Annotated in this window: 26 protein-coding genes; 20 read left to right on the top strand and 6 right to left on the bottom strand. The window is 70.7% G+C overall.

From position 1 onward, the window contains the following. The first annotated feature begins 18 nt into the window (after positions 1 to 18). Genes ACYVC6_RS20310 through ACYVC6_RS20245 form a run of 14 tightly spaced genes read left to right on the top strand, consistent with a single transcriptional unit; the run spans position 19 to position 12,505 of the window. On the top strand, positions 19 to 879 hold the full coding sequence (locus tag ACYVC6_RS20310; protein WP_460716295.1) for an EamA family transporter: 861 nt from the start codon (positions 19 to 21) through the stop codon (positions 877 to 879). Between the two features lie 15 nt (positions 880 to 894). Then, on the top strand, positions 895 to 1,746 hold the full coding sequence (locus ACYVC6_RS20305) for an alpha/beta fold hydrolase (protein WP_460716294.1): 852 nt from the start codon (positions 895 to 897) through the stop codon (positions 1,744 to 1,746). Between the two features lie 32 nt (positions 1,747 to 1,778). Further along, positions 1,779 to 2,360 carry a TetR/AcrR family transcriptional regulator gene (locus ACYVC6_RS20300; RefSeq protein WP_460716293.1) on the top strand — a complete coding sequence of 194 codons (582 nt, stop codon included), beginning with the start codon at positions 1,779 to 1,781 and terminating at the stop codon, positions 2,358 to 2,360. Next, on the top strand, positions 2,357 to 3,580 hold the full coding sequence (locus tag ACYVC6_RS20295) for a cytochrome P450 (protein ID WP_460716292.1): 1,224 nt from the start codon (positions 2,357 to 2,359) through the stop codon (positions 3,578 to 3,580). The genes ACYVC6_RS20300 and ACYVC6_RS20295 overlap by 4 nt, the downstream gene beginning before the upstream one ends. Next, positions 3,577 to 4,356 (top strand): SDR family oxidoreductase, encoded by a 780-nt coding sequence (locus ACYVC6_RS20290; RefSeq protein ID WP_460716290.1) that lies wholly within the window; start codon positions 3,577 to 3,579, stop codon positions 4,354 to 4,356. Before ACYVC6_RS20295 ends, ACYVC6_RS20290 begins: the two co-directional genes overlap by 4 nt. Before the next feature lie 2 nt (positions 4,357 to 4,358). Further along, positions 4,359 to 5,738 (top strand): cytochrome P450, encoded by a 1,380-nt coding sequence (locus ACYVC6_RS20285; protein WP_460716289.1) that lies wholly within the window; start codon positions 4,359 to 4,361, stop codon positions 5,736 to 5,738. Further along, positions 5,738 to 5,950, top strand: a complete 213-nt coding sequence (locus ACYVC6_RS20280; RefSeq protein WP_460716288.1) for a ferredoxin — start codon at positions 5,738 to 5,740, stop codon at positions 5,948 to 5,950. The genes ACYVC6_RS20285 and ACYVC6_RS20280 overlap by 1 nt, the downstream gene beginning before the upstream one ends. Further along, the gene (locus ACYVC6_RS20275) at positions 5,947 to 6,564 is read left to right on the top strand and encodes a hypothetical protein (protein WP_460716287.1); all 618 of its coding nucleotides are present in this window, start codon (positions 5,947 to 5,949) and stop codon (positions 6,562 to 6,564) included. Before ACYVC6_RS20280 ends, ACYVC6_RS20275 begins: the two co-directional genes overlap by 4 nt. Beyond that, positions 6,561 to 8,012 (top strand): aldehyde dehydrogenase, encoded by a 1,452-nt coding sequence (locus ACYVC6_RS20270; protein ID WP_460716285.1) that lies wholly within the window; start codon positions 6,561 to 6,563, stop codon positions 8,010 to 8,012. Before ACYVC6_RS20275 ends, ACYVC6_RS20270 begins: the two co-directional genes overlap by 4 nt. Then, entirely contained in the window at positions 8,009 to 8,761 is a 753-nt protein-coding gene (locus tag ACYVC6_RS20265; RefSeq protein WP_460716284.1) for an SDR family oxidoreductase, read from the top strand. Before ACYVC6_RS20270 ends, ACYVC6_RS20265 begins: the two co-directional genes overlap by 4 nt. After that, positions 8,758 to 9,609: an NAD(P)-dependent oxidoreductase gene (locus ACYVC6_RS20260; RefSeq protein ID WP_460716283.1), complete on the top strand. Its 852-nt coding sequence runs from the start codon at positions 8,758 to 8,760 to the stop codon at positions 9,607 to 9,609. The genes ACYVC6_RS20265 and ACYVC6_RS20260 overlap by 4 nt, the downstream gene beginning before the upstream one ends. Then, a complete protein-coding gene (locus tag ACYVC6_RS20255; protein ID WP_460716282.1) occupies positions 9,606 to 9,998 on the top strand; it encodes a carboxymuconolactone decarboxylase family protein in 393 nt (130 codons plus the stop codon). The genes ACYVC6_RS20260 and ACYVC6_RS20255 overlap by 4 nt, the downstream gene beginning before the upstream one ends. After that, the gene (locus ACYVC6_RS20250; protein ID WP_460716281.1) at positions 9,911 to 11,341 is read left to right on the top strand and encodes an alpha/beta hydrolase domain-containing protein; all 1,431 of its coding nucleotides are present in this window, start codon (positions 9,911 to 9,913) and stop codon (positions 11,339 to 11,341) included. Before ACYVC6_RS20255 ends, ACYVC6_RS20250 begins: the two co-directional genes overlap by 88 nt. A 21-nt stretch (positions 11,342 to 11,362) precedes the next feature. Next, a complete protein-coding gene (locus ACYVC6_RS20245; protein ID WP_460716280.1) occupies positions 11,363 to 12,505 on the top strand; it encodes a potassium channel family protein in 1,143 nt (380 codons plus the stop codon). A 178-nt stretch (positions 12,506 to 12,683) separates the two neighbouring features. On the opposite strand, the gene ACYVC6_RS20240 is transcribed toward ACYVC6_RS20245, so the two are convergent. Further along, the gene (locus ACYVC6_RS20240) at positions 12,684 to 13,235 is read right to left on the bottom strand and encodes a maltokinase N-terminal cap-like domain-containing protein (protein WP_460716279.1); all 552 of its coding nucleotides are present in this window, start codon (positions 13,233 to 13,235) and stop codon (positions 12,684 to 12,686) included. Positions 13,236 to 13,244: 9 nt separating this feature from the next. Beyond that, the gene (locus ACYVC6_RS20235) at positions 13,245 to 14,018 is read right to left on the bottom strand and encodes an enoyl-CoA hydratase/isomerase family protein (RefSeq protein WP_460716278.1); all 774 of its coding nucleotides are present in this window, start codon (positions 14,016 to 14,018) and stop codon (positions 13,245 to 13,247) included. Positions 14,019 to 14,050: 32 nt separating this feature from the next. Here ACYVC6_RS20235 and ACYVC6_RS20230 point away from each other — a divergent pair, with 32 nt between their 5' ends. Next, complete coding sequence (locus ACYVC6_RS20230) at positions 14,051 to 14,965, top strand: DNA-3-methyladenine glycosylase family protein (protein WP_460716525.1); 915 nt, start codon at positions 14,051 to 14,053, stop codon at positions 14,963 to 14,965. Positions 14,966 to 14,970: 5 nt separating this feature from the next. Here ACYVC6_RS20230 and ACYVC6_RS20225 read toward each other — a convergent pair whose 3' ends face one another. Next, on the bottom strand, positions 14,971 to 16,224 hold the full coding sequence (locus tag ACYVC6_RS20225) for a phospholipase D-like domain-containing protein (protein WP_460716277.1): 1,254 nt from the start codon (positions 16,222 to 16,224) through the stop codon (positions 14,971 to 14,973). A gap of 50 nt (positions 16,225 to 16,274) precedes the next feature. On the opposite strand from ACYVC6_RS20225, the gene uvrB reads away from it, so the two are divergent. After that, a complete protein-coding gene (uvrB, locus tag ACYVC6_RS20220; RefSeq protein ID WP_460716276.1) occupies positions 16,275 to 18,401 on the top strand; it encodes an excinuclease ABC subunit UvrB in 2,127 nt (708 codons plus the stop codon). A gap of 118 nt (positions 18,402 to 18,519) precedes the next feature. After that, the gene (locus tag ACYVC6_RS20215) at positions 18,520 to 19,791 is read left to right on the top strand and encodes an MFS transporter (protein WP_460716275.1); all 1,272 of its coding nucleotides are present in this window, start codon (positions 18,520 to 18,522) and stop codon (positions 19,789 to 19,791) included. 6 nt (positions 19,792 to 19,797) lie between these two features. On the opposite strand, the gene ACYVC6_RS20210 is transcribed toward ACYVC6_RS20215, so the two are convergent. Next, entirely contained in the window at positions 19,798 to 22,212 is a 2,415-nt protein-coding gene (locus tag ACYVC6_RS20210; RefSeq protein ID WP_460716274.1) for a hybrid sensor histidine kinase/response regulator, read from the bottom strand. 130 nt (positions 22,213 to 22,342) lie between these two features. On the opposite strand from ACYVC6_RS20210, the gene ACYVC6_RS20205 reads away from it, so the two are divergent. Then, positions 22,343 to 22,999: a DUF305 domain-containing protein gene (locus tag ACYVC6_RS20205; protein ID WP_460716273.1), complete on the top strand. Its 657-nt coding sequence runs from the start codon at positions 22,343 to 22,345 to the stop codon at positions 22,997 to 22,999. Positions 23,000 to 23,003: 4 nt separating this feature from the next. Here the strand turns inward: ACYVC6_RS20205 and ACYVC6_RS20200 are convergent, their stop codons facing one another. Continuing rightward, positions 23,004 to 23,675 (bottom strand): ion channel, encoded by a 672-nt coding sequence (locus ACYVC6_RS20200; protein WP_460716272.1) that lies wholly within the window; start codon positions 23,673 to 23,675, stop codon positions 23,004 to 23,006. Beyond that, complete coding sequence (locus ACYVC6_RS20195) at positions 23,672 to 24,229, bottom strand: DUF1707 SHOCT-like domain-containing protein (RefSeq protein ID WP_460716271.1); 558 nt, start codon at positions 24,227 to 24,229, stop codon at positions 23,672 to 23,674. Before ACYVC6_RS20195 ends, ACYVC6_RS20200 begins: the two co-directional genes overlap by 4 nt. Before the next feature lie 150 nt (positions 24,230 to 24,379). On the opposite strand from ACYVC6_RS20195, the gene ACYVC6_RS20190 reads away from it, so the two are divergent. Both ACYVC6_RS20190 and ACYVC6_RS20185 read left to right on the top strand, forming a co-directional pair. Further along, positions 24,380 to 25,153 (top strand): MlaE family ABC transporter permease, encoded by a 774-nt coding sequence (locus tag ACYVC6_RS20190; RefSeq protein WP_460716270.1) that lies wholly within the window; start codon positions 24,380 to 24,382, stop codon positions 25,151 to 25,153. Further along, positions 25,153 to 26,016 (top strand): MlaE family ABC transporter permease, encoded by an 864-nt coding sequence (locus tag ACYVC6_RS20185; RefSeq protein WP_460716269.1) that lies wholly within the window; start codon positions 25,153 to 25,155, stop codon positions 26,014 to 26,016. Before ACYVC6_RS20190 ends, ACYVC6_RS20185 begins: the two co-directional genes overlap by 1 nt. The last annotated feature ends 8 nt before the right edge of the window (positions 26,017 to 26,024 follow it).

Here is a 26,024-nt window from a genome sequence, read left to right as displayed (position 1 = left end):
AACCCGACAGGACCGACAGTGCATCTCGACCCCGGACCGCTCGTCGTCCTGCTCGTGCTCGCGGCCGCGGTCCTGCACGCGGGGTGGAACGCGATCGCGCACGCGGCCGAGGACCGGCTGGTCGGGTTCGCGCTGATCTGCACGTCGACGCTGGTCCTCGGCGCCGCCCTCATCGTCGTGGGCGAACCTGTGGGCTGGCACTACTTCTGGTTCGCGGCGCTCTCCGCGGCGCTGCACACGGCCTACGTCCTGCTCCTGATGGCGAGCTACCAGGTCGCCGACCTCAGCCGGGCCTACCCGCTGTCCCGCGGCACCGGGGTCGCCCTGGTCGCAGTCGCCTCGGTGGTGCTGCCCCGTTCACCTCTGGGCCCCGGCGTGGTCGTCGGCACGGCGCTGGTGGTCGCCGGCCTGCTCGGCGTCACGTTCGTGGGGCCCGCCCTGACGAGTGTCGACCGGCGGGGCATCGCCACCGCGCTCGCCACCGGCGTGGCGATCGCCGGCTACACGGTGGTCGACGGACTGGCAGTGTCCGGCGGCGCGCCGGTCGTGTCGTACGCCGGCTGGCTGATCGTCCTGCACTCCTGGGTCGTGCCGGTCTACGCCGTCGCCAAGCGCGGCCGCGGCGTCTGGGCGATCGCCAGGAGGCAGGCCGCGTGGGGCCTGACCGGGGGAGCGGTCTCGCTGGCGGCGTACGGGCTGGTGCTGCTCGCCCAGACCAGTGGCGCCCTCGCCGCGGTCGCCGCCCTGCGCGAGCTCAGCATCGCGATCGGCGTGCTGCTCGGCGCGACCGTGCTGCACGAGGCGCTGGCGCGCCGACGGGTGCTGCCGGCGCTGGTCCTCACCGCCGGTGCGGTCGTCCTCGCGCTCGGCATCGCCTGATGCCACAGTTGCGGCGTGCGCAGCCGCTCCCTGGACGTCGGTCACCGGGTCATGCTCCGCGAGTGGGGCGAGGGGAGGGGCCTGGTCTTCGCCGTGCATGCGCTCGGGCCCGTCTCCAGCGGTGCGCTGTTCGGCTGCGCCGTGGGTCCGCTGGTCGAGGCGGGGTGGCGGATCGCTGCTCCTGACCTTCCCGGCTTCGGTGAGAGCCCGGCCGTGGCGCCCGAGGACTACGACCTCACGCGGCTCGCCGACCTGATGTGGCAGGTCGTCGACGAGGCGGGCCCGGCCCCGGTGGCGCTCGTCGGCCACAGTGTCGGCGGCGCGGTGGCGCTCCGGATGCACGGCCTGCGGCCCGACGACGTGTCGGCGCTCGTGCTGATCGACAGCGGCCACCTCGACTACGGGGAGGTCCATGCCGACCGGCTCGAGCGGACTCTCGAGGACTGGCTGGCCGAGGCTCCTGAGGCCCTGTCGGTCGCCGACCGCGGTGCGCTGGCCAAGGTCCTCGAGATCGCCGACTCGGACCCGCTGATGGACGACCTGATGGTGGCCATGGTCGAGGACGGCGACCGCCTGGTGAGCCGGACCGACCCGATGGCGGGAGCCGCGGCCCGCTTCGCGCTCGTGCAGAGTCGTTGCAGCGACGACTGGCCCAGCGTGGCCGCGTCGGGGACGCCGACGCTCCTCCTGCTCGCGACCGAGCCGGGGGAGACGCGCCGCCAGAACGAGGCATGGGGCGCCCGTTTCGCCGCCGCGGTACCCCAGGCCGACGTACGGCTCGTCGAGGGTGCGACGCACAGCCTGGTCACCGACCTGCGCGCCGAGCTGGGCCGGATCCTGGCCGGCTGGCTGCCAGGCGACTCTTGACCTGACGTCGGACTCTCGGTCAAACTGGACACGTGTCCAGTCAAGTGTCCACCCTGCCGCGGCAGGAGCTGAACGCCCGGCAGGCCGAGACCGTGGAGAAGCTGCTGACCGCCGCCGCCGACGAGCTGCGCACCGTGGGGCCGGAGTCGGTCACGGTGCGCACGGTCGCCGGACGCGCGGGTGTCTCACCGGCCACGGCCTACACCTACTTCGCCTCGCGCAACCACCTGTTCGCCGAGCTGTTCTGGCGCAAGGTGCTGCTCGAGCACCCGGTCGAGATCGTCGGCACCACGCCGCTGGAGCGGGTGCAGTCGGTGACCCGCCAGCTCTCCGCCGTCCTCGCCGAGTCCCCGCACCTCGCGGCGGCGGCCAACCACGCGCTGCTCGGCACCGACCCGGACGTCGAGCGGATCCGCACGGTGATCGGTCTCGACATGTTCGCCAGGTTCCGCGCCGCGCTGGGCGACTCCAGCGGGCACGAGGACCTGGTCGACGCCCTGGTCATGGTTCAGATCGGCACCCTCCTCCAGACCGGCATGGGGCTGATCTCCTACGACGACCTCGCGGCCCGCTTCGACGCGCTGGTCGCGACGGTGATGAAGGGCCACGGATGACGACGACCCTGGGCACCCACGAACGGGTCGTGCTCGACCCCTACGACTACACGTTCCAGGAGGATCCCTACCCGACGTACGCCTGGCTGCGCGAGCACGAGCCGCTGCACCACAACCCGGAGCTCGACCTCTGGGCGCTCACCCGGCACGCCGACATCGCGACGGCGGTCAAGAGCGACGCGACCTACTCCAACTCGTGGGGCGTGGCCATCGAGAGGTCGGCCTGGGGTCCCGACGCCCACAAGGTGATGTCGATCCTCGGCATGGACCCGCCCCGGCAGAACCGGCTCCGCGCCCTGGTGTCGCGCGGCTTCACCCCCCGCCGGGTCCACGACCTGCTGCCGCGGATCCAGGAGCTCACCGACCGCTACCTCGCCGAGTGCCTCGAGATGGGCAGCTTCGACTGGATCACCGACTTCGCCGGCAAGCTCCCCATGGACGTGATCTCGGAGATGATGGGCGTCCCCGAGGAGGACCGCGCGGAGGTGCGCCGCCAGGCCGACATCGTGGTCCACCGGGAGGACGGGGTCTACGATGTGCCACCGGCCGGCGCCGAGGCGTCCCTGTGGCTGGTCGGCTACTACCAGGACATGGTCGACCAGCGGCGCCGGCAGCCGACCGACGACCTGACCAGCGCGCTGATCCAAGCCGAGGTGGACGGCGAGCGGCTCAGCGACGAGGACGTCATCGCGTTCCTGTTCCTGATGGTCGTGGCCGGCAACGAGACCACCACCAAGCTCCTCGGCCACGCGCTGTTCCACCTCACCCGCCATCCCGAGCAGCTGGCAACCGTGTTCGACGGTCCGGACCCGGAGCTGGTCGCGCCGTGGATCGAGGAGACGCTGCGCTTCGACACCTCCAGCCAGCTGCTGGCCCGCTACCTGCTGCGCGACGTCGAGCTCCACGGCGTCGTCGCCCCGCAGGGCTCCAAGCTGCTGCTGTGCCTGGGCTCGGCCAACCGCGACGAGCGGGTCTTCAGCCGGCCGGACGACTACGACATCGCCAGGGACCAGGACGAGCTCGGCCAGATCCTGTCCTTCGGTGGCGGCCGGCACTTCTGCCTCGGCGCCAACCTGGCCCGGCTCGAGGCCCGCGTGGCCCTGACCGCATTGGTCGAGCGGGTCCGCGGCGTCGAGGTCGACCACGCGGCGTGCGTCCGCGTCCACTCGGTCAACGTCCGCGGCTTCGCGTCGGTCCCGACCCGGGTCGAGCTGCGATGAGCCAGAAGTACTTCCAGCCCGAACGCCGCCCCGCTGTCGTCACCGGGGCCTCGTCCGGCATCGGCGCCGCGACCGCGCTGAGCCTGGCGGCGGCCGGCTTCCCGGTCGCCCTGGGGGCACGGCGCACCGACAGGCTCGAGGACGTCGCCGGCCGGATCCGCGCAGACGGCGGCGAGGCGGTCGCCCACCCGCTCGACCTCACCGACGCCGACTCGGTCGAGGCGTTCGCCAAGGCGGTCAACGCCGAGCTCGGCGACATCGAGGTCGTCGTGAGCAACGCCGGGGTCGTCGCTCCCGGCACGATCGTCGAGGTCGGCTCCGAGCGGTTCACCGACGAGCTCGACCTGACCGTGGTGGGGGCACACCGGCTGGTGAGGGCGTTCGTCCCGGCGATGATCGAACGCCGCCGCGGCGACGTCGTCTTCGTCTCCTCCGACACCGCGGTCCGGCCCCGGCCCTTCATGGCGGCGTACTCGACGGGCAAGTGGGGCCTCGAGGGTCTGGCCCAGTCGCTCCAGCTGGAGCTCGAGGGCACCGGCGTCCGCGCCAGCATCGTCCGCCCGGGGCCGACGTGGAGCGAGATGGGCTCGGACTGGGACGCCGACGAGGCCGGCTTCGTGCTCACCCAGTGGGTGCGGTTCGGGATGGCCCGGCACCCCCACTTCATGAAGCCCGCCGCGGTCGCCGACGCCATCACCACGGTCGTCAGCGCGCCGCGAGGCGTCCACCTGAGCCTCGTCGAGGTCAACCCCGAAGCACCGCTGGAGGATCGATGAGCGTGAACGGTGACGGTGGTTTCGAGGCTCGCTTCGCTCGCACCTCAACCACCGTGCGCGAGATCCCGGAAGTCTCGTACGCCGTCCCCGACGACGGGCACGGGCACCTCGCCGAGATGAGGGTCGACCCGATCGGCTTGTTCCACCGGGTCCGCGAGGAGTGCGGTGACATCGGCCGGTTCCGGCTGGCCGACCGCGACGTCGTCCTGGTCAGCGGCGCGGAGGCCAACGAGCAGTTCTTCCGGGCGCCCGACTCGACGCTCGACCAGGCGGCGGCCTACCCGTTCATGACCCCGATCTTCGGCAAGGGCGTCGTCTTCGACGCCTCGCCCGAGGAGCGTCAGCAGATGCTGAAGAACCAGGCGCTGCGCGGCGACATGATGCGGGGCCACGCCCAGACGATCGAGGCCGAGATCCGCCGGATGGTCGACCAGTGGGGCGACGAGGGGGAGATCGACCTCCTGGACTGGTTCGCCGAGCTGACGATCTACACCACGAGCAGCTGCCTGATCGGCAAGCCGTTCCGCGAGGAGCTCGACGCGTCCTTCGCCCTGCACTACCACGAGCTCGAGCGGGGCACCGACGCCATCGCCTACGTCGACCCCTACGCCGACATCGAGTCGTTCCACCGGCGCGACGCGGCCCGGGAGCGGCTGGTCGAGCTCGTCCAGGCCATCATCGACAAGCGCAAGGAGCGCGGCACGGTCGCCCGGGACGACCGCGACCTGCTCGACGTCCTCATCTCCATCGACATGAGCGCGGACTACATCACCGGGATCTTCATCTCGATGATGTTCGCCGGCCACCACACCTCCTCAGGAACCGCCGCCTGGGCACTGATCGAGCTGATGCGCCACCCCGAGGTCATGAAGGACGTCGTCGCCGAGCTCGACGACCTCTACGCCGATGGGTCAGAGATATCCTTCCAGGCGCTCAGGTCCATTCCGCGGCTGGAGTCGGCCCTGAAGGAGACCCTGCGGCTGCACCCGCCGCTGATCATCCTGCTGCGGGTGGTGCAGGAGGAGATCGAGCTCGCCGGTCACCGGATCCCCCCGGGCACGATGGTCGCCGCCAGCCCGCGGGTCTCCAACCGGATCGCCGCGGACTTCCCGCAGCCGGACCTGTTCGACCCGGGCCGCTACGTCGACCCGCGCCAGGAGGACCTCCAGAACCGCTGGACCTGGATCCCGTTCGGTGCCGGCAAGCACCGCTGCGTGGGCAACGCCTTCGCGATGATGCAGCTCAAGGCGATCTTCTCGGTCATCCTGCGCGACTACGAGTTCGAGATGGCTCAGCCGTCGCAGGACTACCGCGACGACACCTCCAAGATGGTCATCCAGCTCGCGCAGCCGTGCCGGGTCCGCTACCGCAGGCGCCGCTGATGCGCGTGGTCGCGGACCTCGACCTCTGCCAGGGCCACCAGATGTGCCAGGGCGAGGCCCCCGACGTCTTCGGCTTCGACGACGTCGCCGACCGGGTGACCCTGCTCCAGGAACACCCCGACGAGTCGCTGCGGCCCCAGGTCGAGGCCGCTGTCCGCTACTGCCCCGCCATGGCCCTGTCGATCGACGAAGCAACCGAGGAGAGTGCATGAGTCTCACCAGGGACGAGATCGAGGAGTTCTGGGCCACCTGGCTCGAGGTCAACCGGCGGGCCGAGAAGTCGGGCGACTGGCGGGTGATGGCGGAGTGGTACGCCGAGGACGCGACGTACGGCTGGATGTACAGCGTCGACGAGCACTTCATGGCCGTGGGTCGTGACCAGATCCGCGACTACGCCATCGGCATCGAGATGGACGGTCTCGACGGCTGGCACTACGACTACCAGGCGACCGTCATCGACGAGAAGAACGCCATGATCGTGGGCTTCTGGAAGCAGCGGTCCGGGATCATCGACGACACCACCGGCACGGAGTTCGAGATCCTCGGGATCGGCGGCTCGTGGTTCGGCGTCGAGCGCCAGACCTCCGGCGCGGACGAGGGTCAGCTCAAGTTCGCGTGGCAGCGCGACTGGTTCGACATGCCGTCGACCGCGCACACGTTCGTGAAGATCATCGAGGCGGGCAAGGCCCCCGACACGCTGCTCAAGCGGATGTCGGTCACCGGGCTCGACGTCCCCGGGCACTACCGGCACGCCGACCTCCCCTCGCCGGTCTGGCCGCCACCGGTCGAGGCGGGCGACTACGTCACCCAGGAGAAGCCGTCGTGACCGCCGCGCCCCTGCTCCTGATCGACGGCAAGCTCACACCGGCCGGGAACGGCGCGACCTACCCCATCCTGAATCCGGCCACCGGCGCCGAGATCGGCCAAGCGCCTGACGCCACCGTCGAGGACGTCGACGCGGCGATCGCCGCCGCCCGTCGCGCCTTCGACGAGACCGTCTGGTCCACCGACGTCGGGCTCCGGGTGCGCTGCCTGCGCCAGCTGCACGCCGCACTGGTGGCCAACGCCGACGCGATCAAGGCGCTGACCACGGCCGAGGTCGGGATGCCGGCCTTCATGATCACCGCGGCCGGCTTCGACTCGCCCGTCGAGGGACTGGCCTGGGTCGCCGACCTGGCGGAGTCCTACGAGTGGGAGACCGACCTGGGGGTCGCCGCTCCGATGGGCATCCCCAGCCGGCGCACTCTCCTACGTGAGCCGGTCGGCGTGGTCGCCGCGATCACGCCGTGGAACGTGCCGACCCAGATCAACCTCGCGAAGGTCGGACCCGCGCTGGCCGCAGGGTGCACGGTCGTCCTCAAGCCGGCGCCCGACACCCCGTGGCTGGCGTGCGAGCTCGGCCGGCTGGTGGCCGAGGAGACCGACATCCCGCCCGGCGTCCTCAACGTCGTCACGCCTCGGTCCAACGAGGTCGCCTCGGTCCTGGCCACCGACCCGCGGATCGACATGGTGTCGTTCACCGGCTCCACCGCGACCGGCCGGGCGATCATGGCCGCGGCCGCGCCGACGCTGAAGAAGGTGTTCCTCGAGCTCGGCGGCAAGTCCGCGGCGATCGCCCTCGACGACGCCGACGTCGCCTCGGTCGCCGGCGCCACGGCGTTCGCGGCCTGTATCCACGCCGGCCAGGGGTGCGCGATCACGACGCGGCTCGTCGTGCCCCGGGACAGGTACGACGAGGCGGTCCAGGTCGCCGCGGCGACGATGGAGTCGATCGGCGCGAAGGACCCGGCCGACCCGGGCGCGATCTGCGGCCCGGTGATCTCGCAGGCCCAGCGCGACCGCGTCGAGTCCTATCTCCGGCTCGCCGAGGAGGAGGGCGGCACGTTCGCGACCGGCGGCAAGGTCATCGACCAGGACGGCTACTGGGTCGAGCCCACGGTGGTGGCGGGGCTCGACAACTCCTCGCGCCTGGCCCAGGAGGAGATCTTCGGGCCGGTGCTGGTCGTCATCCCGCACGACGGCGACGACGACGCCGTGCGGATCGCCAACGAGTCCGACTACGGGCTGTCCGGGTCGGTCGACTCGGGCGACCTGGAGCGGGCCAAGGCCGTGGCGCGGCGGATCCGCACCGGCACCCTCGCCGTCAACGGCGGCGTCTGGTTCAGCCCGGACGCGCCGTTCGGCGGCTACAAGCAGTCGGGGATCGGTCGCGAGATGGGCGTGGCCGGCTTCGAGGAGTACCTGGAGACGAAGACGGTGGCTGAGCCCGCATGAGCAGTCGATTCGAGAACAAGGTCGCGGTCGTCACCGGTGCCGCGCAGGGCATCGGCGAAGCCTACGCGCGGGCGCTGGCCGCCGAAGGCGCGTCGGTCGTGGTGGCCGACCTCAACGAGGAAGCCGGACGTCAAGTCGTGAAGCAAGTTGAGGCGGACGGCGGCCAGGGGATCTTTGTACGCACCGACGTCTCCTCGGCGGCGTCGGCCGCCGCGATGGTCGAGGCCACCGTGGCGGCGTACGGCGGGATCGACCTGCTGGTCAACAACGCCGCGATCTACGGCGACATGCAGTTCGACCTGCTGATCAGCGTCGACTGGGACTACTACCGCAAGTTCATGTCGGTCAACATGGACGGCGCGCTGGTGATGACCCGGGCCTGCTACCCCGAGATGCGCAAGCGCGGCGGCGGGGCGATCGTCAACCAGAGCTCGACGGCGGCCTACCTCTACTCCGGCTTCTACGGCCTGGCCAAGGTGGGCGTCAACGGCCTCACCCACCAGCTGGCCCACGAGCTCGGCGGGATGAACATCCGGGTCAACGCGATCGCTCCGGGGCCGACCGACACCCAGGCGACCCGCACCCAGGCCGGCGACGCTGCCCAGGACCTGGTGAAGGGCCTGGCGCTGAAGCGGATGGGCCAGCCCGAGGACATGGTCGGTGCCTGCCTGTTCCTGCTGTCCGACGAGGCGGCGTGGGTGACCGGGCAGATCCTCGCGGTCGACGGCGGACAGACGTTCCGCGCATGACTGCTGCCACACAAGTCGGGTTCGTCGGGCTGGGCAACATCGGCAAGCCGATGGCCCAGCGACTGGCGCCCAGGGGCGACCTGGTCGTCTACGACGTGGCGTCGGAGCCGGTCGCCGCGCTGGTGGCCGCCGGGGCTCGCGCGGCCGACAGTGTCGCCGAGCTGGCCGGCCAGGTCGACGTCCTCTGCGTGATGGTGCGCGACGACGACCAGGTGCGTGAGGTGCTCGGCGAGGCCCTCGGCGCGGCGAGCCCGGGGTTGGTCGTGGTCGTCCACTCCACCGTCGCACCGCAGACACCGAGGCAGCTCGAGGTCACCGCGTCCCGCCACGACGTGCTCGTGGTCGACGCCCCGGTCAGCGGCGGCGCGATGGGCGCGGCGGACGGGACGCTGGCGATCATGGTGGGCGGCTCCGAGGCGGCGTACGCCGCGGCGCGGCCGGTCCTGGAGCGGATGGGCTCCCGGGTCGTGCACGCCGGGCCCATCGGTGCGGGGACCCAGATGAAGCTGGCCCGCAACATGATGCACTTCGTCGCCTTCACCGCGGCCACCGAGGCGCAGCGCCTCGCCGAGGCCGCCGGGCTCGACCTCGTCGAGCTCGGCCACGTCGTCCGGCACACCGACGCCATCACCGGCGGGCCGGGCGCGATCATGCACCGGGACACGACCGCGCCGCTGGCCGAGGACGACTTCTGGTTCGGGGTGTTCGACCACGTGCGGGCGCTGGGGGAGAAGGACCTCTCCTTCGCGATCGAGCTGGCCGACACACTGGGCGTCGACGTACCGCTCGCGCGCGAGGCGCGGGCCCGGCTGGCGAAGGGACTGGGACTACCCGTGGACGAGGCATGAGCAAGTTCGACGACCTGCCCGACAGGCGCCGCAGCGGCCTGGAGCGGATGGAGCAGGTCTACGGCTTCGACATGAGCGGCGCCGTGAACGGGGGGAGTGGCGACTTCTTCGGCTACACCGCCGACCACCTCTTCGCCGACATCTGGAACCGGCCAGGGCTGACCGACCGGGACCGCCGGCTGCTGCTCATCGGGCTGCTGTCGGGCACCGGGGGAGCTGACGTGCTCGGCATCCAGGTGCCCGCCGCCCACGCCAACGGCGAGCTGTCGGACGAGGAGCTGCGGGAGATCGTGATCTTCCTGTGCCACTATGCCGGCTGGCCCAACGGCGCCCGGCTCAACTCGATCGTCGAGGACACCATCGCCAAGGCCGGGAAGTCGCAGCCCTGACGACTTTCGAGCCGCTGGCCGGACCGTCCAGCCTGGTCGCCGCCCGCCCCGGCCCCGACCTCGCCGCGCACGGCTGGACCGAGACCGAGTACGTCGTCCGCGGCCGGGCCGTCTCCTACCGAGGCGACCTCCCGAGCGACGGGCGCTGGCTGCTGGAGGTCGACGGGGAGACGTCGTTCGCCACTCGGTGCGTGGTCCGCCGCCCGGCGTCAGCGGACTCGTTCAGCGGAACGTTGGTCGTGGAGTGGCTCAACGTCAGCAGCGGAACCGATGCCGCCCCCGACTGGACCTACCTGTCTGACGAGATCGTGCGGCGCGGCCACGTGTGGGCGGGGGTCTCGGCGCAGTACGTCGGCGTCGAGGGCGGCTCCGCGGCGGTGGGCGACCTCGGGCTGGAACCGCTCAAGACGGACCCGCGCTATGCCGGGCTCGTCCATCCGGGCGACGCCTTCTGCTACGGCATCTTCACAACGGTGGCCGGCGCGCTCAAGGGCTCGGGACCACTGGGGGACCTGGATGTGGAGACGGTCCTGGCGGTGGGGGAGTCGCAGTCGGCGTACGCCCTGACGACCTACGCCAACGGCGTGCAGCCGCTCACCGGGCTCTTCGACGGGTTCCTCATCCACTCGCGCGGGGGCGCGACCATGCCACTGGGCGAGCCCGGGTGTGCCGTCGACATCGCGCAGTTCCGCACCGACCCGCCGATGACGATCCGCGACGACCTGGACGTTCCCGTGATCATGGTGCAGACCGAGACCGACCTGACCGGCCGGCTGCAGTACCTGCCGGCCCGCCAGCCCGACTCGGAGCGGGTCCGGCTGTGGGAGGTCGCCGGGACGGCCCATGCTGACAAGTTCCAGATCGGCGACTTCGAGGACTTCCTCGGCTGCCCCCGCCCGGTCAACACCGGACAGCAGGCCTACGTCGTCCGCGCGGCGCTTCGGCACCTCGACAGGTGGGCACGGGGCGGCCTCCCCGCACCGAGAGCGGCCCGGCTGACGGTCCAGGACGGCGCCTTCGCCGTGGACGACGTCGGCAACGCGCGGGGCGGCGTACGCACGCCGGCGGTGGATGCCCCGACGGGGGTCCTGCGCGGCGACACCGAGCCGGACGCGCCCGTGATCTGCCAGCTCTTCGGCAGCACCGTGCCGCTCGGCGGCGACGTACTCCGCTGGCTCTACGCGAGCGCCGAGGACTACCTCGGAGCCTACGAGCAGGCCGTCGACGAGGCGATCGCGGCAGGCTTCGTGCTGTCCGAGGACCGGGACGCCGTCCTGGCCGAGGCCCGCCCCGACCTGGTCGACACGGCACATGGTCCTTCCGGGTCATACGCAAACAGCTGACTCGATGGGATGATCCCCCGCGTGACCCTGGTCCCCAAGCGCTTCCGGGTGTTCTTCGCGCTACCGGTCCTGCGTCGCGCGGCGTTCCACCTCCGGCGGATGACGTCGGGCATGGACAGCGCGTTCTTCGGCCGGGTCGGCATCGCGCTGTTCGGGTTCCTGCTGCTGACCTCGCTGATCGTCACCTTCAGCGAGCGCGGCCAGACGGCCGACAACGAGGCGGCGGACAAGGCGTGGGAGACGCCCGGCGAGTTCTTCGCCGAGCTGGCGGGATGGTTCTACTGGTCGGTCACGACCTCGATGAGCGCCGGCGACTCGTCGCAGGTCAGCTCCCCGGCCGGCTACATCGTCAGCTGGCTGCTGGTCCTGTTCGGCGTCGCGATCGTCGCGGCCCTCACCGGTGCGCTGGTGGGGTTCCTGATCGAATACCTGCTCAAGGAGGGCATGGGCATGGGTGCAGCGGGATTCCGCGACCACATCGTCGTCTGCGGGTGGAACTCCACCGCACGGGAGCTCGTCACCGAGCTCGAGGGGGACGAGTTCACCACCAAGGTGGTGGTCATCCACGACTCGGACAAGAACCCGGCCGGCGACGGTGTCTACTTCGTCAGCGGCGACATCACCCGGGCCGACGACCTCCGGCGGGCCGGCATCGAGGAGGCGATGGCGGCCGTGGTCTGCCCGGCCGACGGCTCCAACGAGGCCGACATGCGCTCCATCCTGTGCGTGATGGCCATCGAGTCGATCGCCCCCGACGTGCGCACCGTCGTCGAGGCCAACAACCCCGCCCACCTCGAGCACTTCCAGCGCGCCGAGGCCGACGAGATCGTGGTCAGCTCGCAGCTGGTCTCCCGGCTGATGGCCCGCTCTTCGCTCTACCCCGGGCTGGCCGAGCTGGTGACAGACATCGTCTCCGGCGGCGAGGGCTCGGAGCTCTACCGAGTCTCGCTGCCCGACAACTACGTCGGGCTGAGCGTGGACGAGCTCTCCGCGAAGCTCCGCGCCGAGCACCGGGCCACCCTGCTGTCGATCAGCCGGGGCGGCCACGCCAACCTCAACCCGCCCCAGGACTTCCGGCTGCAGGTCGGCGACGACCTGGTCGTGGTCGCGGAGTCGCTGGGCGAGCTGGCGCCGCTCGAGATGGACCACTCGGACACGGATTGATACCCCGCGAGCTTCGGCCCCGGACCGCGACGGACGCTCGCTCCGCTCGCCGGCTTCGCCGTCGGTCGCAGTCGCGGGGCCGATCGCGGGCGCGCTCGCTGCGCTCGCCATCGCTCGCCTCGGTCGCTTCGCTCCCTGGCTCGCAGCGGCGGACGTGCTTGCTGCGCTGCGGGGTTTGTCAGAGAAGTCCCGCGACGACCGCCGTCCCGCCCGCCCAGGTGGCGGTCAGCGTCAGTGGCGCGTCGAGCGGCTCGCCCAGCACGCGCGTGAACACCAGCTCGTCGGCCAGAACGCCGTCCGCGGCCGGGCCACTGCCCCGGACCGTTGCCGACGGCTCCCGCAGCACGATGCGGCCGTCCTCCTGCTCGTTCTCCTCGACCGCCTGGGTCCCGCCCGAGCGGATCGTCTCCGCCACAGCCGCACGCCACACCGGGTCACCCCACGCGTCGTAGACCCAGCGCGTGCCGAGCGCGGAGTGCTCGGTCGTGCCCACCAGGTGCTCCTCGGCGCCTTCGAGCGGGGCGCCGCGGTAGGTCACCGGCACGAACAGGCCGCCATCCGCACGGCCGAGGAGGAAGCCCTCCATCCCGACCTCACCGTCCGGGTCGTCGAGCCGGAAGCTGCCGACCGGGTCCCACTCGACCGAGGTGAACCAGGGCTGGTCGGGGAGCCACGCCGTGAGCAGCTGCTTCTTGGTCGGGACCAGGGTCGCGTTGTGCAGGAAGGCCATGCTTCAACCCTAGAGACCGGAGAAGTCCGGCTCGCGCCCCTCGGCGAACGCGGCCAGCGCCTCGAGGTTGGCCGGACCGCCCATCAGCTCGGCGAACGCCGCGTTCTCGCGCTCGCGGGCCGCCTCGATCTCGGCGCGCAGCGGCGCGGTCATGGTCCGCTTCACCGCGACCAGGCTGGAGATCGGCTTGGCGGCCAGAACTTCGGCGTGCCGCCGTGCCTCCTGCAGCAGGTCGTCGGGCTCGCAGACGCGCCAGACCAGGCCCATCTCGAGTGCTTCGGAGGCGGAGACCCACTCCGAGGACTGCAGCAGCCACGCGGCGTTCTGCCGGCCGACGAGGAGGGGCATGAGATAGGACGACGCCGCCTCGGGTGCGACGCCGAGCGAGGTGAACGGGCACTTGAGCCGAGCCGTGGTCGACATGAAGGCCAGGTCGGCGAAGCCGAGGATCGTGCAGCCGATGCCGAGGCCCACACCGTTGACGGCCACGACCAGCGGCTTGGGGAACGCGACGAGGGCGTCGAGGAGACCGGGGAAGCCGTGCCGGCCCCGCTCGAACGCCGGGTCGGTGGCGATCCGGTGCATCTCCAGCAGATCGGTCCCGGCGCTGAACCCGCGGCCGCTGCCGGTGATGAGCACCACGGCGACGTCCGGGTCGTCGGCCGCCGCCAGCAGGGCGTCGGCAGTGGCGTCGTACAGCGCCTCGTTGAACGCATTGAGCGCGTCGGGCCGGTCGAGGGTCAGCGTGCGGACGCGGTTCTCGTCGTGCACCAGAAGTGTCATGGGGCGAGGCTATTGTCCCCGGCGTGGAGGCGATGCAGGAGCGGGTGTGGCGGCCGCACTGGCCGTGCTCGGTCCTGGGCGCGCTCCGCCAGCACCGCCGCGGGGGCGGTGACCCGACGTTCCGGGTCGACGACGACGGGACCGTGTGGCGCGGCGTCCGGACGCCGGAGGGCCCGACGACGCTCGCCGTCCGGGCGCGGCCGCGCGAGGGGGACGTGCTCGCCCAGGCCTGGGGTCCGGGCGCGACCTGGGTGCTCGACTCGGTGCCGGCGCTGCTCGGTGCGGACGACGACTGGACCGGGTTCGAGCCGCGCCACCCGGTCCTCGAGGAGGTGTGGCGCCGGCACCCGCACGCTCGGCTCGGCCGCACCGGCCTGGTCATGGAGGCGCTGGTGCCGGCCATCATCGAGCAGAAGGTCACCGGCAAGGAGGCCTTCGGCGGGTTCCGGGCGCTGGTGCACCGGTTCGGTGAGCGGGCTCCCGGACCGGGCCGGGAGCGGAAGGTGTGGCTCCAACCGGCCCCGGAGCGACTGCGGACGATCCCGTCGTGGGAGTGGCTGCGGCTGCACATCGACCCGGCACGCTCCCGGACGGTGGTCACCGTCGCCAAGGTCGCCGACTCCCTGGAGCGGACCGCGACCCTGTCCCACGACGAGGCCGATCGGCGGCTCCGGTCGTTGCCCGGCGTGGGGGTGTGGACGAGCGCCGAGGTCCGGCAGCGGGCCTTCGGCGATCCCGATGCCGTCTCGTTCGGCGACTATCACGTGGCCAAGGACGTCGGCTGGGCCTTGACCGGCACCCCGTTCGACGACGCCGAGCTCGAGGCCTACCTGGAGCCATGGAGGCCCCAGCGCGGCCGGGTCCCCGCGCTGGTCGCGATGAGCGGGCTGCGCCGTCCGCGGCGCGGTCCGCGGATGTCCCTGCCGACCCACCTACCCTCGGGCTAGCGGGGTCAGAGCAGCGGCCGCAGCGGCCGCAGGACGAGCTCGGTGAAGCGCCGGTGCAGGTCCCGGGCCTCCCACTCGCCGTGAGTGAGCTCGATGCAGTTCGACTCGTCAACGGCCCAGATCTCCTCGAGCACCTGGGCGAGGTCCCGGTCGATGACCTCGACGTTGATCTCGTAGTTGCCCTGGAGGCTGAGCCGGTCGACGTTGGCGGTGCCGACCGTCGACCACAGTCCGTCGACGGTGGCGGTCTTGGCGTGCACCATCGCGTCCTTGTAGCGGAAGATGCGCACCCCCGCGTCGAGCATCTGGCTGTAGTAGCCCCTCGAGATCCAGTCGGCGACCACGTGGTTGGACTTCAGCGGGACCAGGAGGCGGACGTCGACACCACGCCGGGCGGCGTTCTGGAGCGCCTCGGCGACGTCCCAGTCGGGGAGGAAGTAGGCCTGGGTGATCCAGACGTTCTTGCTGGCCCGGTTGACCGCCTCGAGGTACATCCCGCGGATGGGGAACATCCACAGCCGCGGGATGTTGCGCTGGAACCTGATCTTCGGCTCCCAGGTCTGCGGCGCCTCGAGCAGCAGCGGCCGCTCGCTCGGCATCAGCTTCCGGCGCCGGTGCAGGTTCCACATGTCGGCGAAGGCCCGGACCAGGTCGAGGACGGCGGGACCGGTGACCCGCACGTGGGTGTCGCGCCACTCCGTCTCGTACGCCGAACCGACGTTGTAGCCGCCGACGAACCCGACCTCGTCGTCGACCACCAGGATCTTGCGGTGGTCGCGGCCGTAGCGGCGCAGGTCGAAGAAGCGCCAGCCGGCGCCGTAGATCGGGTAGCGCAGCACCTTCATCGACGGCGGGAACCGCTTGAACGCCGGGCTCACCACCAGGTTGGCGAAGCCGTCGTAGATGCAGTAGACCTCCACGCCGCGGTCCGCCGCTGCCGCGAGGGCGGTCTTGAACCGCTCACCGACCGCGTCGCCCTTCCAGATGTAGGTCTCGAACAGGATCCGCTTCCGGGCGCCGTCGATCGCGCTGAGCATGTCGGTGAACAGGTCGGACCCGAAGGTGTAGGTCGTGATCTCGCCGTCACCGACCTGGACCGTCACCGGCGCGCTGACCGGGAACGGCTTCGGCTTCTTGCCGCGGCGGCGGTAGGAGTCGACCAGGCTCATCGCGATCCCGATCGCCATCGGGACGCCGAACACCACTAGCAGAGCGCGACGCAGCCACCGGAGCACCTGCTCGACGGTGTGGGCGCTCACGCGGTCAATCTAGACGGGGGCTGTCGGCGGTGCCTCGTACGCTGGCTGTCATGCGTCCCGTCACCGATCTCAAGCGGCGCGTGGCCCCGTTCCACGTCCAGGCCGAGTACGAGCCGTCGGGCGACCAGCCGGCGGCGATCAAGGAGATCACCAGGCGCATCCAGGCGGGCGAGCAGGACGTCGTGCTGCTCGGCGCGACCGGCACCGGCAAGACCGCGACGGTGGCCTGGGTGGCCGAGCAGATCCAGCGCCCGATGCTGGTCATGCAGCCCAACAAGACCCTGGCTGCCCAGTTCGCCAACGAGCTGCGCCAGCTCTTCCCGGACAACGCGGTCGAATACTTCGTCTCCTACTACGACTACTACCAGCCCGAGGCCTACATCCCGCAGACCGACACCTACATCGAGAAGGACTCCTCGGTCAACGACGAGGTCGAGCGGCTGCGGCACTCGGCGACCAACTCGCTGCTGACCCGGCGCGACACCATCGTGGTGGCCTCGGTGTCGTGCATCTACGGCCTCGGCACCCCGCAGGAATACGTCGACCGCATGCTCCGGCTCAAGGTCGGCCAGGAGCACGACCGCGACGGCATCCTCCGTCAGCTCGTGCAGATGCAATACACGCGCAACGACATGAGCTTCACCCGCGGCACCTTCCGGGTTCGCGGCGACACCCTCGAGGTGTTCCCGGTCTACGAGGAGCACCAGGTCCGCATCGAGTTCTTCGGTGACGAGATCGAGCGGCTGATGTCTCTGCACGCGGTGACCGGCGAGATCATCACCGAGGACGACGAGCTCTACATCTTCCCGGCCACCCACTACGTGGCCGGGCCGGAGCGGATGGAGCGGGCGATCCGGGGCATCGAGCTCGAGCTCGAGGACCAGCTCGCCACCTTCGAGCGCCAGGGCAAGATGCTCGAGGCCCAGCGGCTGCGGATGCGCACGACCTACGACATCGAGATGATGCGCCAGGTCGGCTCGTGCGCCGGGATCGAGAACTACTCGATGCACATCGACGGCCGGACCCGCGGCTCGGCGCCCAACTGCCTTCTCGACTACTTCCCCGAGGACTTCGTGCTCGTCATCGACGAGTCCCACGTGACGGTGCCCCAGATCGGCGGGATGTACGAAGGCGACATGTCCCGCAAGCGCAACCTGGTCGAGCACGGCTTCCGGCTGCCGAGCGCGATGGACAACCGGCCGTTGCGCTGGGAGGAGTTCGTCGACCGGATCGGGCAGACCATCTACCTGTCCGCGACCCCCGGCCCCTACGAGCTCGACCGGGTCCAGGGCGACACCGTCGAGCAGATCATCCGGCCCACCGGGCTCATCGACCCCGAGGTCGTGGTCAAGCCCACCAAGGGCCAGATCGACGACCTGATCCACGAGATCCGCACGCGAGCGGAGAAGAGCGAGCGGGTCCTGGTCACCACGCTCACCAAGAAGATGTCCGAGGACCTCACCGACTACCTCCTCGACGCTGGTATCCGCACCCGCTACCTGCACTCCGAGGTCGACACCCTCAAGCGGATCGAGCTGCTCCGCGACCTGCGGCTGGGGGAGTACGACGTCCTGGTGGGCATCAACCTGCTCCGCGAGGGTCTCGACCTGCCCGAGGTGTCGCTGGTGTCGATCCTGGACGCCGACAAGGAGGGCTTCCTGCGCTCGGACAAGTCGCTGATCCAGACGATCGGCCGCGCGGCCCGCAACGTCTCGGGCCAGGTGCACATGTATGCCGACAAGATCACGCCGTCGATGGCCTCGGCCATCGACGAGACCAACCGGCGCCGCGCCAAGCAGGTCGCCTACAACACCGAGCGCGGCATCGACCCGACCCCGCTGCGCAAGAAGATCGCCGACATCACCGAGATGCTGGCCCGCGAGGACGAGACGACCCAGGAGCTGCTCCAGACCTGGGCGGGCACCGCGGCCAAGGGCCGCGCGGGCGGGGTCAAGGCCCGCCAGCCCACTCCGGCGCTGCGCAGGGCCGACATCGGCGGTCATGCCGCCGAGCTCGCCGGGATGCCGAGCTCCGACCTGGCCAACCTCATCCAGGACCTCACCGAGCAGATGAAGGGCGCGGCCGCCGAGCTGCAGTTCGAGCTCGCCGCCCGGCTGCGCGACGAGATCTCCGAGCTCAAGAAGGAGCTCCGCCAGATGATCGAAGCGACGAAGTGAGGAGCAACGCCGAGCGAGGAACGAGTTCGAGCGATTGCGACGAGCGAGGAGTTCCCCGAGCGGAGCGAGGGGTGGCGACGAAGTGAGGAGCGCGGTCCGCCGCGCCTAGCCTGTCCCGGTGAGGCGGGCATGGCTGGTCTGGGGTGTCGCCCTCGCGGCCTACCTGCTCGCCATCTTCCATCGGTCCTCCCTCGCCGTGGCCGGCCTGGCCGCGACGGAGCGGTTCGACATCTCCGCTGCCCAGCTGGCCACGTTCACGATGCTCCAGCTCCTGGTCTATGCCGGGATGCAGATCCCGGTGGGGCTCCTGGTCGATCGATTCGGGCCGCGCAGCGTGATGCTGACCGGCGCAGTCCTGCTCACCCTGGCCCAGGCCGGCTTCGCCGTGGCGGACTCCTACGGCGCGGCGTTGACGGCCCGGCTCTTCGTCGGGATGGGCGACGCGATGACCTGGATCTGCCTGCTCCGGCTGGTCGCCAGCTGGTTCCCCGGCCGCCGGGTCCCGCTGCTCACAGCGCTGTCGGGGACCCTGGGGCAGCTGGGCGCGATCGGTGCGGCGGCGCCGATGACCTGGGCGCTGGGTCACCTCGGCTGGACCCGCGCCTACTTGGTGGCCGCTGGGGTCAGCGTGGTCGTGGCCGCCGCGGTCGCCGTAGTCGTCCACGACTCCCCGGACAGCCGGACCCGACGCGGCCCCCGGCTCACTTTCGCCGCAGTGCGCGCCAGCCTGGCGGCGTCGTGGTCCCAGCCCGGCACCCGGCTGGGCTTCTGGATGCACTTCGTCACCCAGTTCAGCGCCACCGCCATGACGCTGCTGTGGGGCTTCCCCTTCCTGGTCCGCGGTGAGGGGCTGTCCGAGACGCAGGCGGCGCTGCTGCTCAGCCTGGTGGTGGTCGCCATCGTCTACAGCGGCCCCACGATCGGCTGGATCATCGGCCGGCACCCGTGGCACCGGTCGACCACGGTGCTGCTCATCGTGTGGGCCATCGTCGCGGTGTGGACCGCGGTGCTCGTGTGGCCGGGTCCGGCGCCGTTGTGGCTGCTGGTCCTGCTGACCCAGGTCATCGGCATCGGCGGGCCGGCCTCGATGGTCGGCTTCGACCTGGCCCGCACGTCCAACCCGGCCGAGAGACTCGCCAGCGCCAACGGCATCATCAACCAGGCGGGCTTCTCGGCCAGCTTGGTCGTCGTCGTCGCGATCGGGCTGGTCCTCGACTGGCAGACCCCGGGCGCCGGCACCGCCTACTCGCCGAGTGCCTTCACCTGGGCGATGGCCACGCAGTATCCCCTCTGGGCCTTGGGCCTGCTACAGGTCTGGCGCTACCGGCGCCGCACCAGGGCCGTGGTCGACCGGGCTGCCCTCACGGCCAGCGCCCGGGCCGAGGGGTGAGCGGGGTCAGGACGACGTCCCGACCAGCCGGTCCCGGAGGATCGCCAGCGCGCGGAGGTCCTCGGCGAGCGCCTCGCGGACCTGGGCCAGCAGGGTCGGCAGATCCGCGCTCGGGTCACCGTTGCGCACGACCTCCTCCAGGTGCCGGGCCGCCTCGCCGCCCAGGCTCGCCCCGAGGTTGAGTGCCGCCCCGGCAAGCCGGTGGGCCAGTGCACCAAGGCGATCGGAGTCGCCTGCCCCAGCGGCCTCGTCCATGGCGTCCAGGTCGCGCGGAGCGCTCCCTAGGAGGTTGCCGATCGCGCGCGCGACGTACGACGTCTCGCCGGTCCCGCCGTCGAGCTCGCGCAGCTCGTCGAGACGCTTGAGGTCGAGGCGCTCAAGCGAGGGAGTGGCGTCGTTCGCTCGCACGACCCAACGATCCAGGGTGTCGGCCAGCCTGTCGACATCCACCGGTTTGGTGAGGAAGTCGTCCATACCGGCCTCGAGACAGCGCTCCTGCACGCCCTCCACGGCGGCGGCCGTCATCGCGATGATCGGGACCCGCGAGCCGGACTCAGCCGCCCGGATGGCCCGGCTGGCGGCGTAGCCGTCGAGGACGGGCATCTGCACGTCCATCAGGATCGCGGCGAACTCGGTCCGGGCGGCGGCCTCGATGCCGGACTGACCGTCGTCTGCGGTGACGACGCCATAGCCCAGCGCGGCCAGCAGCCCTGCCGCGACCAGCTGGTTGACCGGGTTGTCCTCGACAACGAGCACGAGGCCTCGGTTCGGCGGCTTGGCCCGGTCGGGAAGGTGCTCGTGCGCGCTCACGACGGCGACGACGTCCTCTCGCGAGGCGGCGCCGAGGACGGCGGTGAAGGTGAAGATGCTCCCACCCTCGGGGTTGGGCTCATAGATGATGTCGCCGTCCATCGCCGAGGCCAGCTCGCGCGAGATCGCCAGGCCCAGCCCGGTGCCGCCGTAGAGCCGGGTGGTCGAAGAGTCCGCCTGTGTGAACGGCTCGAAGAGCCGCGACACGCTGGCCGGGCTCACACCCACCCCCGTGTCCCGGACGGCGACCCGGAGGAGGAACGCGCCGTCGGGTGCGGGCTCACCCCCGACGTCCACCGAGATGGAGCCCTTCGAGGTGAACTTCACCGCGTTGGAGACGAGGTTGGTCACGACCTGCGCGACCTTGGTGGGGTCGCCGGTGAGCGCCTCGGGCAGGGCGTCGTCGCAGGCGGCGGTGATGGTGATGCCCTTCTCCCTGGCCGCCTCGGCCTGCACGGCCAGGACCTCGTCGATCAGCGGCGCCACCTCGAAGGCGATCGCCTCGAGCTCGAGACGACCGGCCTCGATCTTGGAGAAGTCGAGGATGTCGTTGATGAGGCCGAGCAAGGCCCGTCCGGAGACCTGGAGCCCGGTCACCAGCCGGGTCTGCTCCGCGTCGAGGGGGGTGCGGAGCAGCAGGTTGTTGAGCCCGACGAGGCCGTTGAGCGGCGTCCGGATCTCGTGGCTCATCGTCGCCAGGAACTCCGACTTGAGCCGCGAGGTCTCCATCGCCTCGTCGCGCGCCTGGGCCAGCTGCGTCTGCGTCCGTTCGCGCTCGGCGACCTGGGCAAGCTGCTGGGCGACCTGGGCGGCCATCGACTCGATCAGCTCGAACCGGAAGAGGGGCGGGGCCGAAGTGATCACGATGACCGCCTGGACCTCGGTGTCGAGGAGGACGGGGATCGCCAGAGTGAGCCGACGGTCGTCCCAGACGAGGTGCCGCTCGTCGGCACAGCGCTGGGCCAGGGCGAGCTCGATCGCCGCGAACGGGTCGGCCTCGTCGGTCTCGCGATCTGACTCGACGGTGTAGAACGGCACCATGGTCGTGCTGCCCGGCGACTCGGGGACGAACCCTCGGGCCCGCTCCCAGTCGTCGTGCAACAGGATGAGGCTGCGCGCGTGACGTAACACGTCGGCCATGGACGTCGCCCCGTTGGCCGTACTGGCCACCGCCTGCAGGAGCTGCTTCTGGCTGATCTCGTCAGCGAGCGCGACCTCGTGCGCGCGCAACGACTCGATCAGCGAGCGGCGCTCCTCATAGCTCGAGTGCCGGTGCAGAAGCGCTTGGATCCGGCCGTCAGCGCCCCGCAGGGCCGCCTCCCGACACAACGTCCACGTGATCGTGCCGTCCGAACGCACCCACTGGACCTCGACGTCGTGCTGGTTGAGCCGGCCGGTGTCGCGGACCTCTGCGAGATGCGCGGCGAGCTGGGCACCCCCCTGCTCGTCGAGCGTGTCGAACACCGTGAGAGACGCCATCTCCTCCTGAGACACACGGTGGGTCCGGGCGATCTCCGCGTTGGCGAAAATGGTGCGACCGTCCAGGTCGATGACCCAGATGCCGTCCGGCGAGGTCTCGACGATGCTGCGGCACAGTTGCGTCAGATCCATGTCCATGCTCCTTCTGACGCTATCCCGGTCGCGCGCCTTCTGCGGAGCATTGACGCAACACCGCCCGCAGGGGTGGGCGTCCTCCTGGGGTGGGTCCGGTCTCCCTGATCCCCGCCCGTACGCTGGCTCCGTGCGCTGGTCGATCGGAGCCCGGTCCGTTCACCGCTTGCCCCGGGCGATAGCGGCCATCGCCCTCGCCGGTCTGCTGTTGACAGGCTGCGGGGACGACCAGGACGGCGCCGGTGCGCAGAACGGCGACAGCCGGGCGGACCACAACGACGCGGACGTCGCCTTCGCCAGCGACATGATCCAGCACCACGCGCAGGCGCTCGCCATGGTCGACCTGACCGTCGAACGCGACCTCGACCCTGAGGTGCAAGCACTCGCCGAGGCCATCCGCGCGGCGCAGGGTCCGGAGATCGAGACGATGACCGACTGGCTGACGCAGTGGGGCGAGCCCGTCCCCGCGACGGTGCGCGACCACGTCAACGCCGAGGGCGACGAGCACGGTGGGGATGGCGAGCACGGCGACGTCGACATGGACGACACGGGCGCGGACATGCCGGGGATGATGAGCGAGGAGCAGATGGACCAGCTCGAGGGCGCGGGTGACCCTGAGTTCCGGGATCTGTTCCTCGAGATGATGATCGAGCACCACGAGGGCGCCATCGAGATGGCTCGCACCGAGCAGGCGGACGGGAAGTACGCGCCGGCCGTCGAGCTCGCCGAGCAGATCGAGGCCGCCCAGGCGGCCGAGATCGCGACGATGCAGGCGCTGCTGTCCTAGGAGCCTAGGGGTCGCCGACCCGTCGGCCGCGAGCGGTCAGGCCGACCAGGCGGGCGATCACCAGGCCCACGTAGAGGACGCCCGCGAGCTGCTCGACCATCACCAGCGACCGGGCGTGGTTCGCGACCGGAAGGACGTCCGAGAGGCCGACACTGGTGAGGGTGGTGAACGACAGGTAGAGCAGCTCGAACCAGGGCAGCTCGCCGGCGCCCTCGTAGTTGACGAACGAACCGGGATCGAGGACCTGGACCGCGGCATAGATGTAGGCGAACGCCCACGCGACCACGGTGAAGGCCGCCCCGGTGGCGAACAGCTCGTCGCGGGTGACCCGGTCGTCGTGGAACAAGTAGCGGATCATCGCGTAGGAGACGAAGAAGTAGAACGGCACGTGGAAGAGCGCGGAGACCAGCACGATCCAGTCGCTGGTCGGCTCCACTGCCTCCAGGATCGCGAAGACCATCGCCGGGCCGCCGAGCGTGGCCCCGACCCAGCTCAGTGCCGGGGTGCGCCGCACCGCCACCACCGCGGTGAAGACCAGCGCCATCTGGACGACGCCGAGGACCGCGCGCCCGGCGGTAGTGCCGTCCAGGAAGGGGAAGGCGAGCACCACGAGCAGCTGCCCGACAAGGAGGATCCCCGACGGGTGGTTCCAGACCGCGACCAGGGCCTTCCTCATTGCTCGCGATGCCTGTTCTCGGGGTCCTCGGCCCTGGCCAGCTCCTTGGCCTGCTTGCGCTCCAGCCGGCGCACCTCGTCCCGCACGATCTCGCGCTTGCTCGCCACGACCCGCACGAGGTTCATGAGCGCGACGGCGTTGATGATGGCGGGCCAGGGAAAGCTCCCGTCCACGACGAACCAGATGGTCCAGAAGAGGATGGCGGAGCCGAGCAGGCCGACGAAGGCCCCGCGCAGGTCGTCGCGGTACTTGTCCTCGGCGCGAATCCGGATGTCGGACGGCGTGGCCGCCGTGATCGGCACCCGCCCGTCAGTGCGCCGCGCCGGCAGGACTGGCACCAGGTCGGCGACGACCGGCGGCAGCTCACCCAGGGTGCGGGCAGCGAGGACGGAGCTGCTGCGCTCGTCGTACTCGGCCCGGTCCAGGCGGCCGTCGGCGAAGGCCTCGGCCAGCACGCCGTGGATCACCTCGCGGTCGGCGTCCGAGGCGCGCAGCGAGGCGACTGCTGGATCACGTGGGTCGTGGGCGAACGAGCTCCAGACGTCCCCTTCCACAAAGGGGATCCTAGGGACACACTCAGGCGTACCTTGGAATACTGCCGATCCCGGGTCTCGGACGGGGGCCAACCAGGTTCCACCAGTTGGGACAAAATAAGAACCTGTTCTAGTGTGTGAAAGCCGTCGCTTGCACGGGGGAGGTGACAGATGGCGATTACTGCTGCATCGGTCATCCGGGGACCGGGCGAGATGGCGGCCATGGTCGTGCAGGTCACCAAGGTGATCTTCACCCGCCCCTTCCAGTTCCGGGAGTTCGTCGAGCAGGCCTGGTTCATCACCAGCGTCACGCTGATGCCGACGATCCTGGTCTCGATCCCCTTCGGCGCGGTCATCTCGCTGCAGGTCGGCAACCTGACCGGCCAGCTCGGTGCCCAGTCCTTCGCCGGCGCCACCGCGGTGCTGGCGGTGGTCCGGGAGGCCGCCCCCATCGCGGCGGCGCTGATCATCGCCGGCGCGGCCGGCTCGGCGATCTGCTCCGACATGGGCGCCCGGAAGATCCGTGAGGAGATCGACGCCATGGAGGTCCTCGGCGTCGACCCGCTGGAGCGCCTGGTGGCCCCACGGGTGGTGGCGACGACGTTCGTCGCCCTGATGATCAACGGCATCGTCATCTCGGCCGGCATTGGTGGCGGCTACTTCTTCACCGTCATCGTCCAAGGCGGGTCCGCGGGCGCGTTCCTCTCGTCCTTCACTGCCCTCGCGACACTGCCGGACCTCTACATCGCCATGGTCAAGGCGGCCGTCTTCGGCTGGCTGGCCGCGATCGTCGGGGCCTACAAGGGTCTCAACGCCGGTGGCGGGCCCAGTGGCGTCGGGCGGGCCGTCAACGAGGCGGTGATCGTCGCGTTCATGCTGCTGTTCTTCCTCAACGCGATCATCACCGCCATCTACTTCCAGGTCATCCCACCTCCGGGGCTCTGATGGCCAACTCCAGCTCTGCCGCCCGCTCGGTCGCCCGGTCACTGACCCAGTCGGCCGTCGCCGTGCCGCGCCGTTCCCTGGAGACCTATGGCGACCAGCTGCTCTTCTACGTCAAGGCCCTCCTCTGGGTTCCACGGGCGATCAGGCGCTACCCGCGCGAGATCACCAACACCCTCGCCGAGGTCACCTTCGGGGCCGGCGGGCTGACCCTGATCGCCGGGACCGTCGGTGTCATCGCCTTCCTGGCGTTCTTCGCCGGCACCGAGGTCGGCATCCAGGGCTACGCGTCCCTGAGCCAGCTCGGCGTCGCCAAGTTCAGCGCGTTCATCTCCGCCTACTTCAACACCCGCGAGGTCGCGCCTCTCGTCTCGGCGATCGCCCTCGCGGCCACGGTCGGCTGCGGCTACACCGCGCGCCTGGGCGCGATGCGCATCTCGGAGGAGATCGACGCCCTCGAGGTGATGGGCATCCCGTCCCTGCCGTTCCTGGTGACCACCCGGATGATCGCGGCGTTCGTGGCGGTCATCCCGCTCTACGTCGTGGCGCTGTGTGCGTCCTACCTCTCACCGCGGCTGATCGTGACGCTGATCTACGGCCAGTCGCCGGGCACCTACGACCACTACTTCATCCAGTTCCTGCCGCCGATCGACATGCTCTGGTCGTTCGGCAAGCTGCTGTTCCTCGCCGCCGCGGTGATCCTCATCCACTGCTACTACGGCTACACCGCCTCGGGCGGCCCGGCCGGCGTGGGTCAGGCCGTGGGGCGGGCGATCCGCACCAGCATCGTGACGATCGTGGTCGCTGACTTCTTCCTCAGCTTCGCCATCTGGGGCTCCACCACCACCGTGCGGATCACGGGATAGGCCTGGGT

It is taken from the genome of Nocardioides dilutus (assembly GCF_054779555.1).
Note: the sequence above shows the minus strand (reverse complement) of the source record. Positions and strands in the feature narration are given on the sequence as shown.

What these genes read in the sequence shown, in the direction of transcription:
- ACYVC6_RS20230 (WP_460716525.1), top strand. Translation starts at nt 14,051, where the DNA reads ATGCAGGAGCGGGTGTGGCGGCCGCACTGGCCGTGCTCGGTCCTGGGC.
- ACYVC6_RS20185 (WP_460716269.1), top strand. Translation starts at nt 25,153, where the DNA reads ATGGCCAACTCCAGCTCTGCCGCCCGCTCGGTCGCCCGGTCACTGACC.
- ACYVC6_RS20210 (WP_460716274.1), bottom strand. Translation starts at nt 22,212, where the DNA reads ATGGATCTGACGCAACTGTGCCGCAGCATCGTCGAGACCTCGCCGGAC.
- ACYVC6_RS20275 (WP_460716287.1), top strand. Translation starts at nt 5,947, where the DNA reads ATGAGTCTCACCAGGGACGAGATCGAGGAGTTCTGGGCCACCTGGCTC.
- ACYVC6_RS20260 (WP_460716283.1), top strand. Translation starts at nt 8,758, where the DNA reads ATGACTGCTGCCACACAAGTCGGGTTCGTCGGGCTGGGCAACATCGGC.
- ACYVC6_RS20190 (WP_460716270.1), top strand. Translation starts at nt 24,380, where the DNA reads ATGGCGATTACTGCTGCATCGGTCATCCGGGGACCGGGCGAGATGGCG.
- ACYVC6_RS20235 (WP_460716278.1), bottom strand. Translation starts at nt 14,018, where the DNA reads ATGACACTTCTGGTGCACGACGAGAACCGCGTCCGCACGCTGACCCTC.
- ACYVC6_RS20255 (WP_460716282.1), top strand. Translation starts at nt 9,606, where the DNA reads ATGAGCAAGTTCGACGACCTGCCCGACAGGCGCCGCAGCGGCCTGGAG.
- ACYVC6_RS20280 (WP_460716288.1), top strand. Translation starts at nt 5,738, where the DNA reads ATGCGCGTGGTCGCGGACCTCGACCTCTGCCAGGGCCACCAGATGTGC.
- ACYVC6_RS20200 (WP_460716272.1), bottom strand. Translation starts at nt 23,675, where the DNA reads ATGAGGAAGGCCCTGGTCGCGGTCTGGAACCACCCGTCGGGGATCCTC.
- ACYVC6_RS20265 (WP_460716284.1), top strand. Translation starts at nt 8,009, where the DNA reads ATGAGCAGTCGATTCGAGAACAAGGTCGCGGTCGTCACCGGTGCCGCG.
- ACYVC6_RS20290 (WP_460716290.1), top strand. Translation starts at nt 3,577, where the DNA reads ATGAGCCAGAAGTACTTCCAGCCCGAACGCCGCCCCGCTGTCGTCACC.
- ACYVC6_RS20295 (WP_460716292.1), top strand. Translation starts at nt 2,357, where the DNA reads ATGACGACGACCCTGGGCACCCACGAACGGGTCGTGCTCGACCCCTAC.
- uvrB (WP_460716276.1), top strand. Translation starts at nt 16,275, where the DNA reads ATGCGTCCCGTCACCGATCTCAAGCGGCGCGTGGCCCCGTTCCACGTC.
- ACYVC6_RS20240 (WP_460716279.1), bottom strand. Translation starts at nt 13,235, where the DNA reads ATGGCCTTCCTGCACAACGCGACCCTGGTCCCGACCAAGAAGCAGCTG.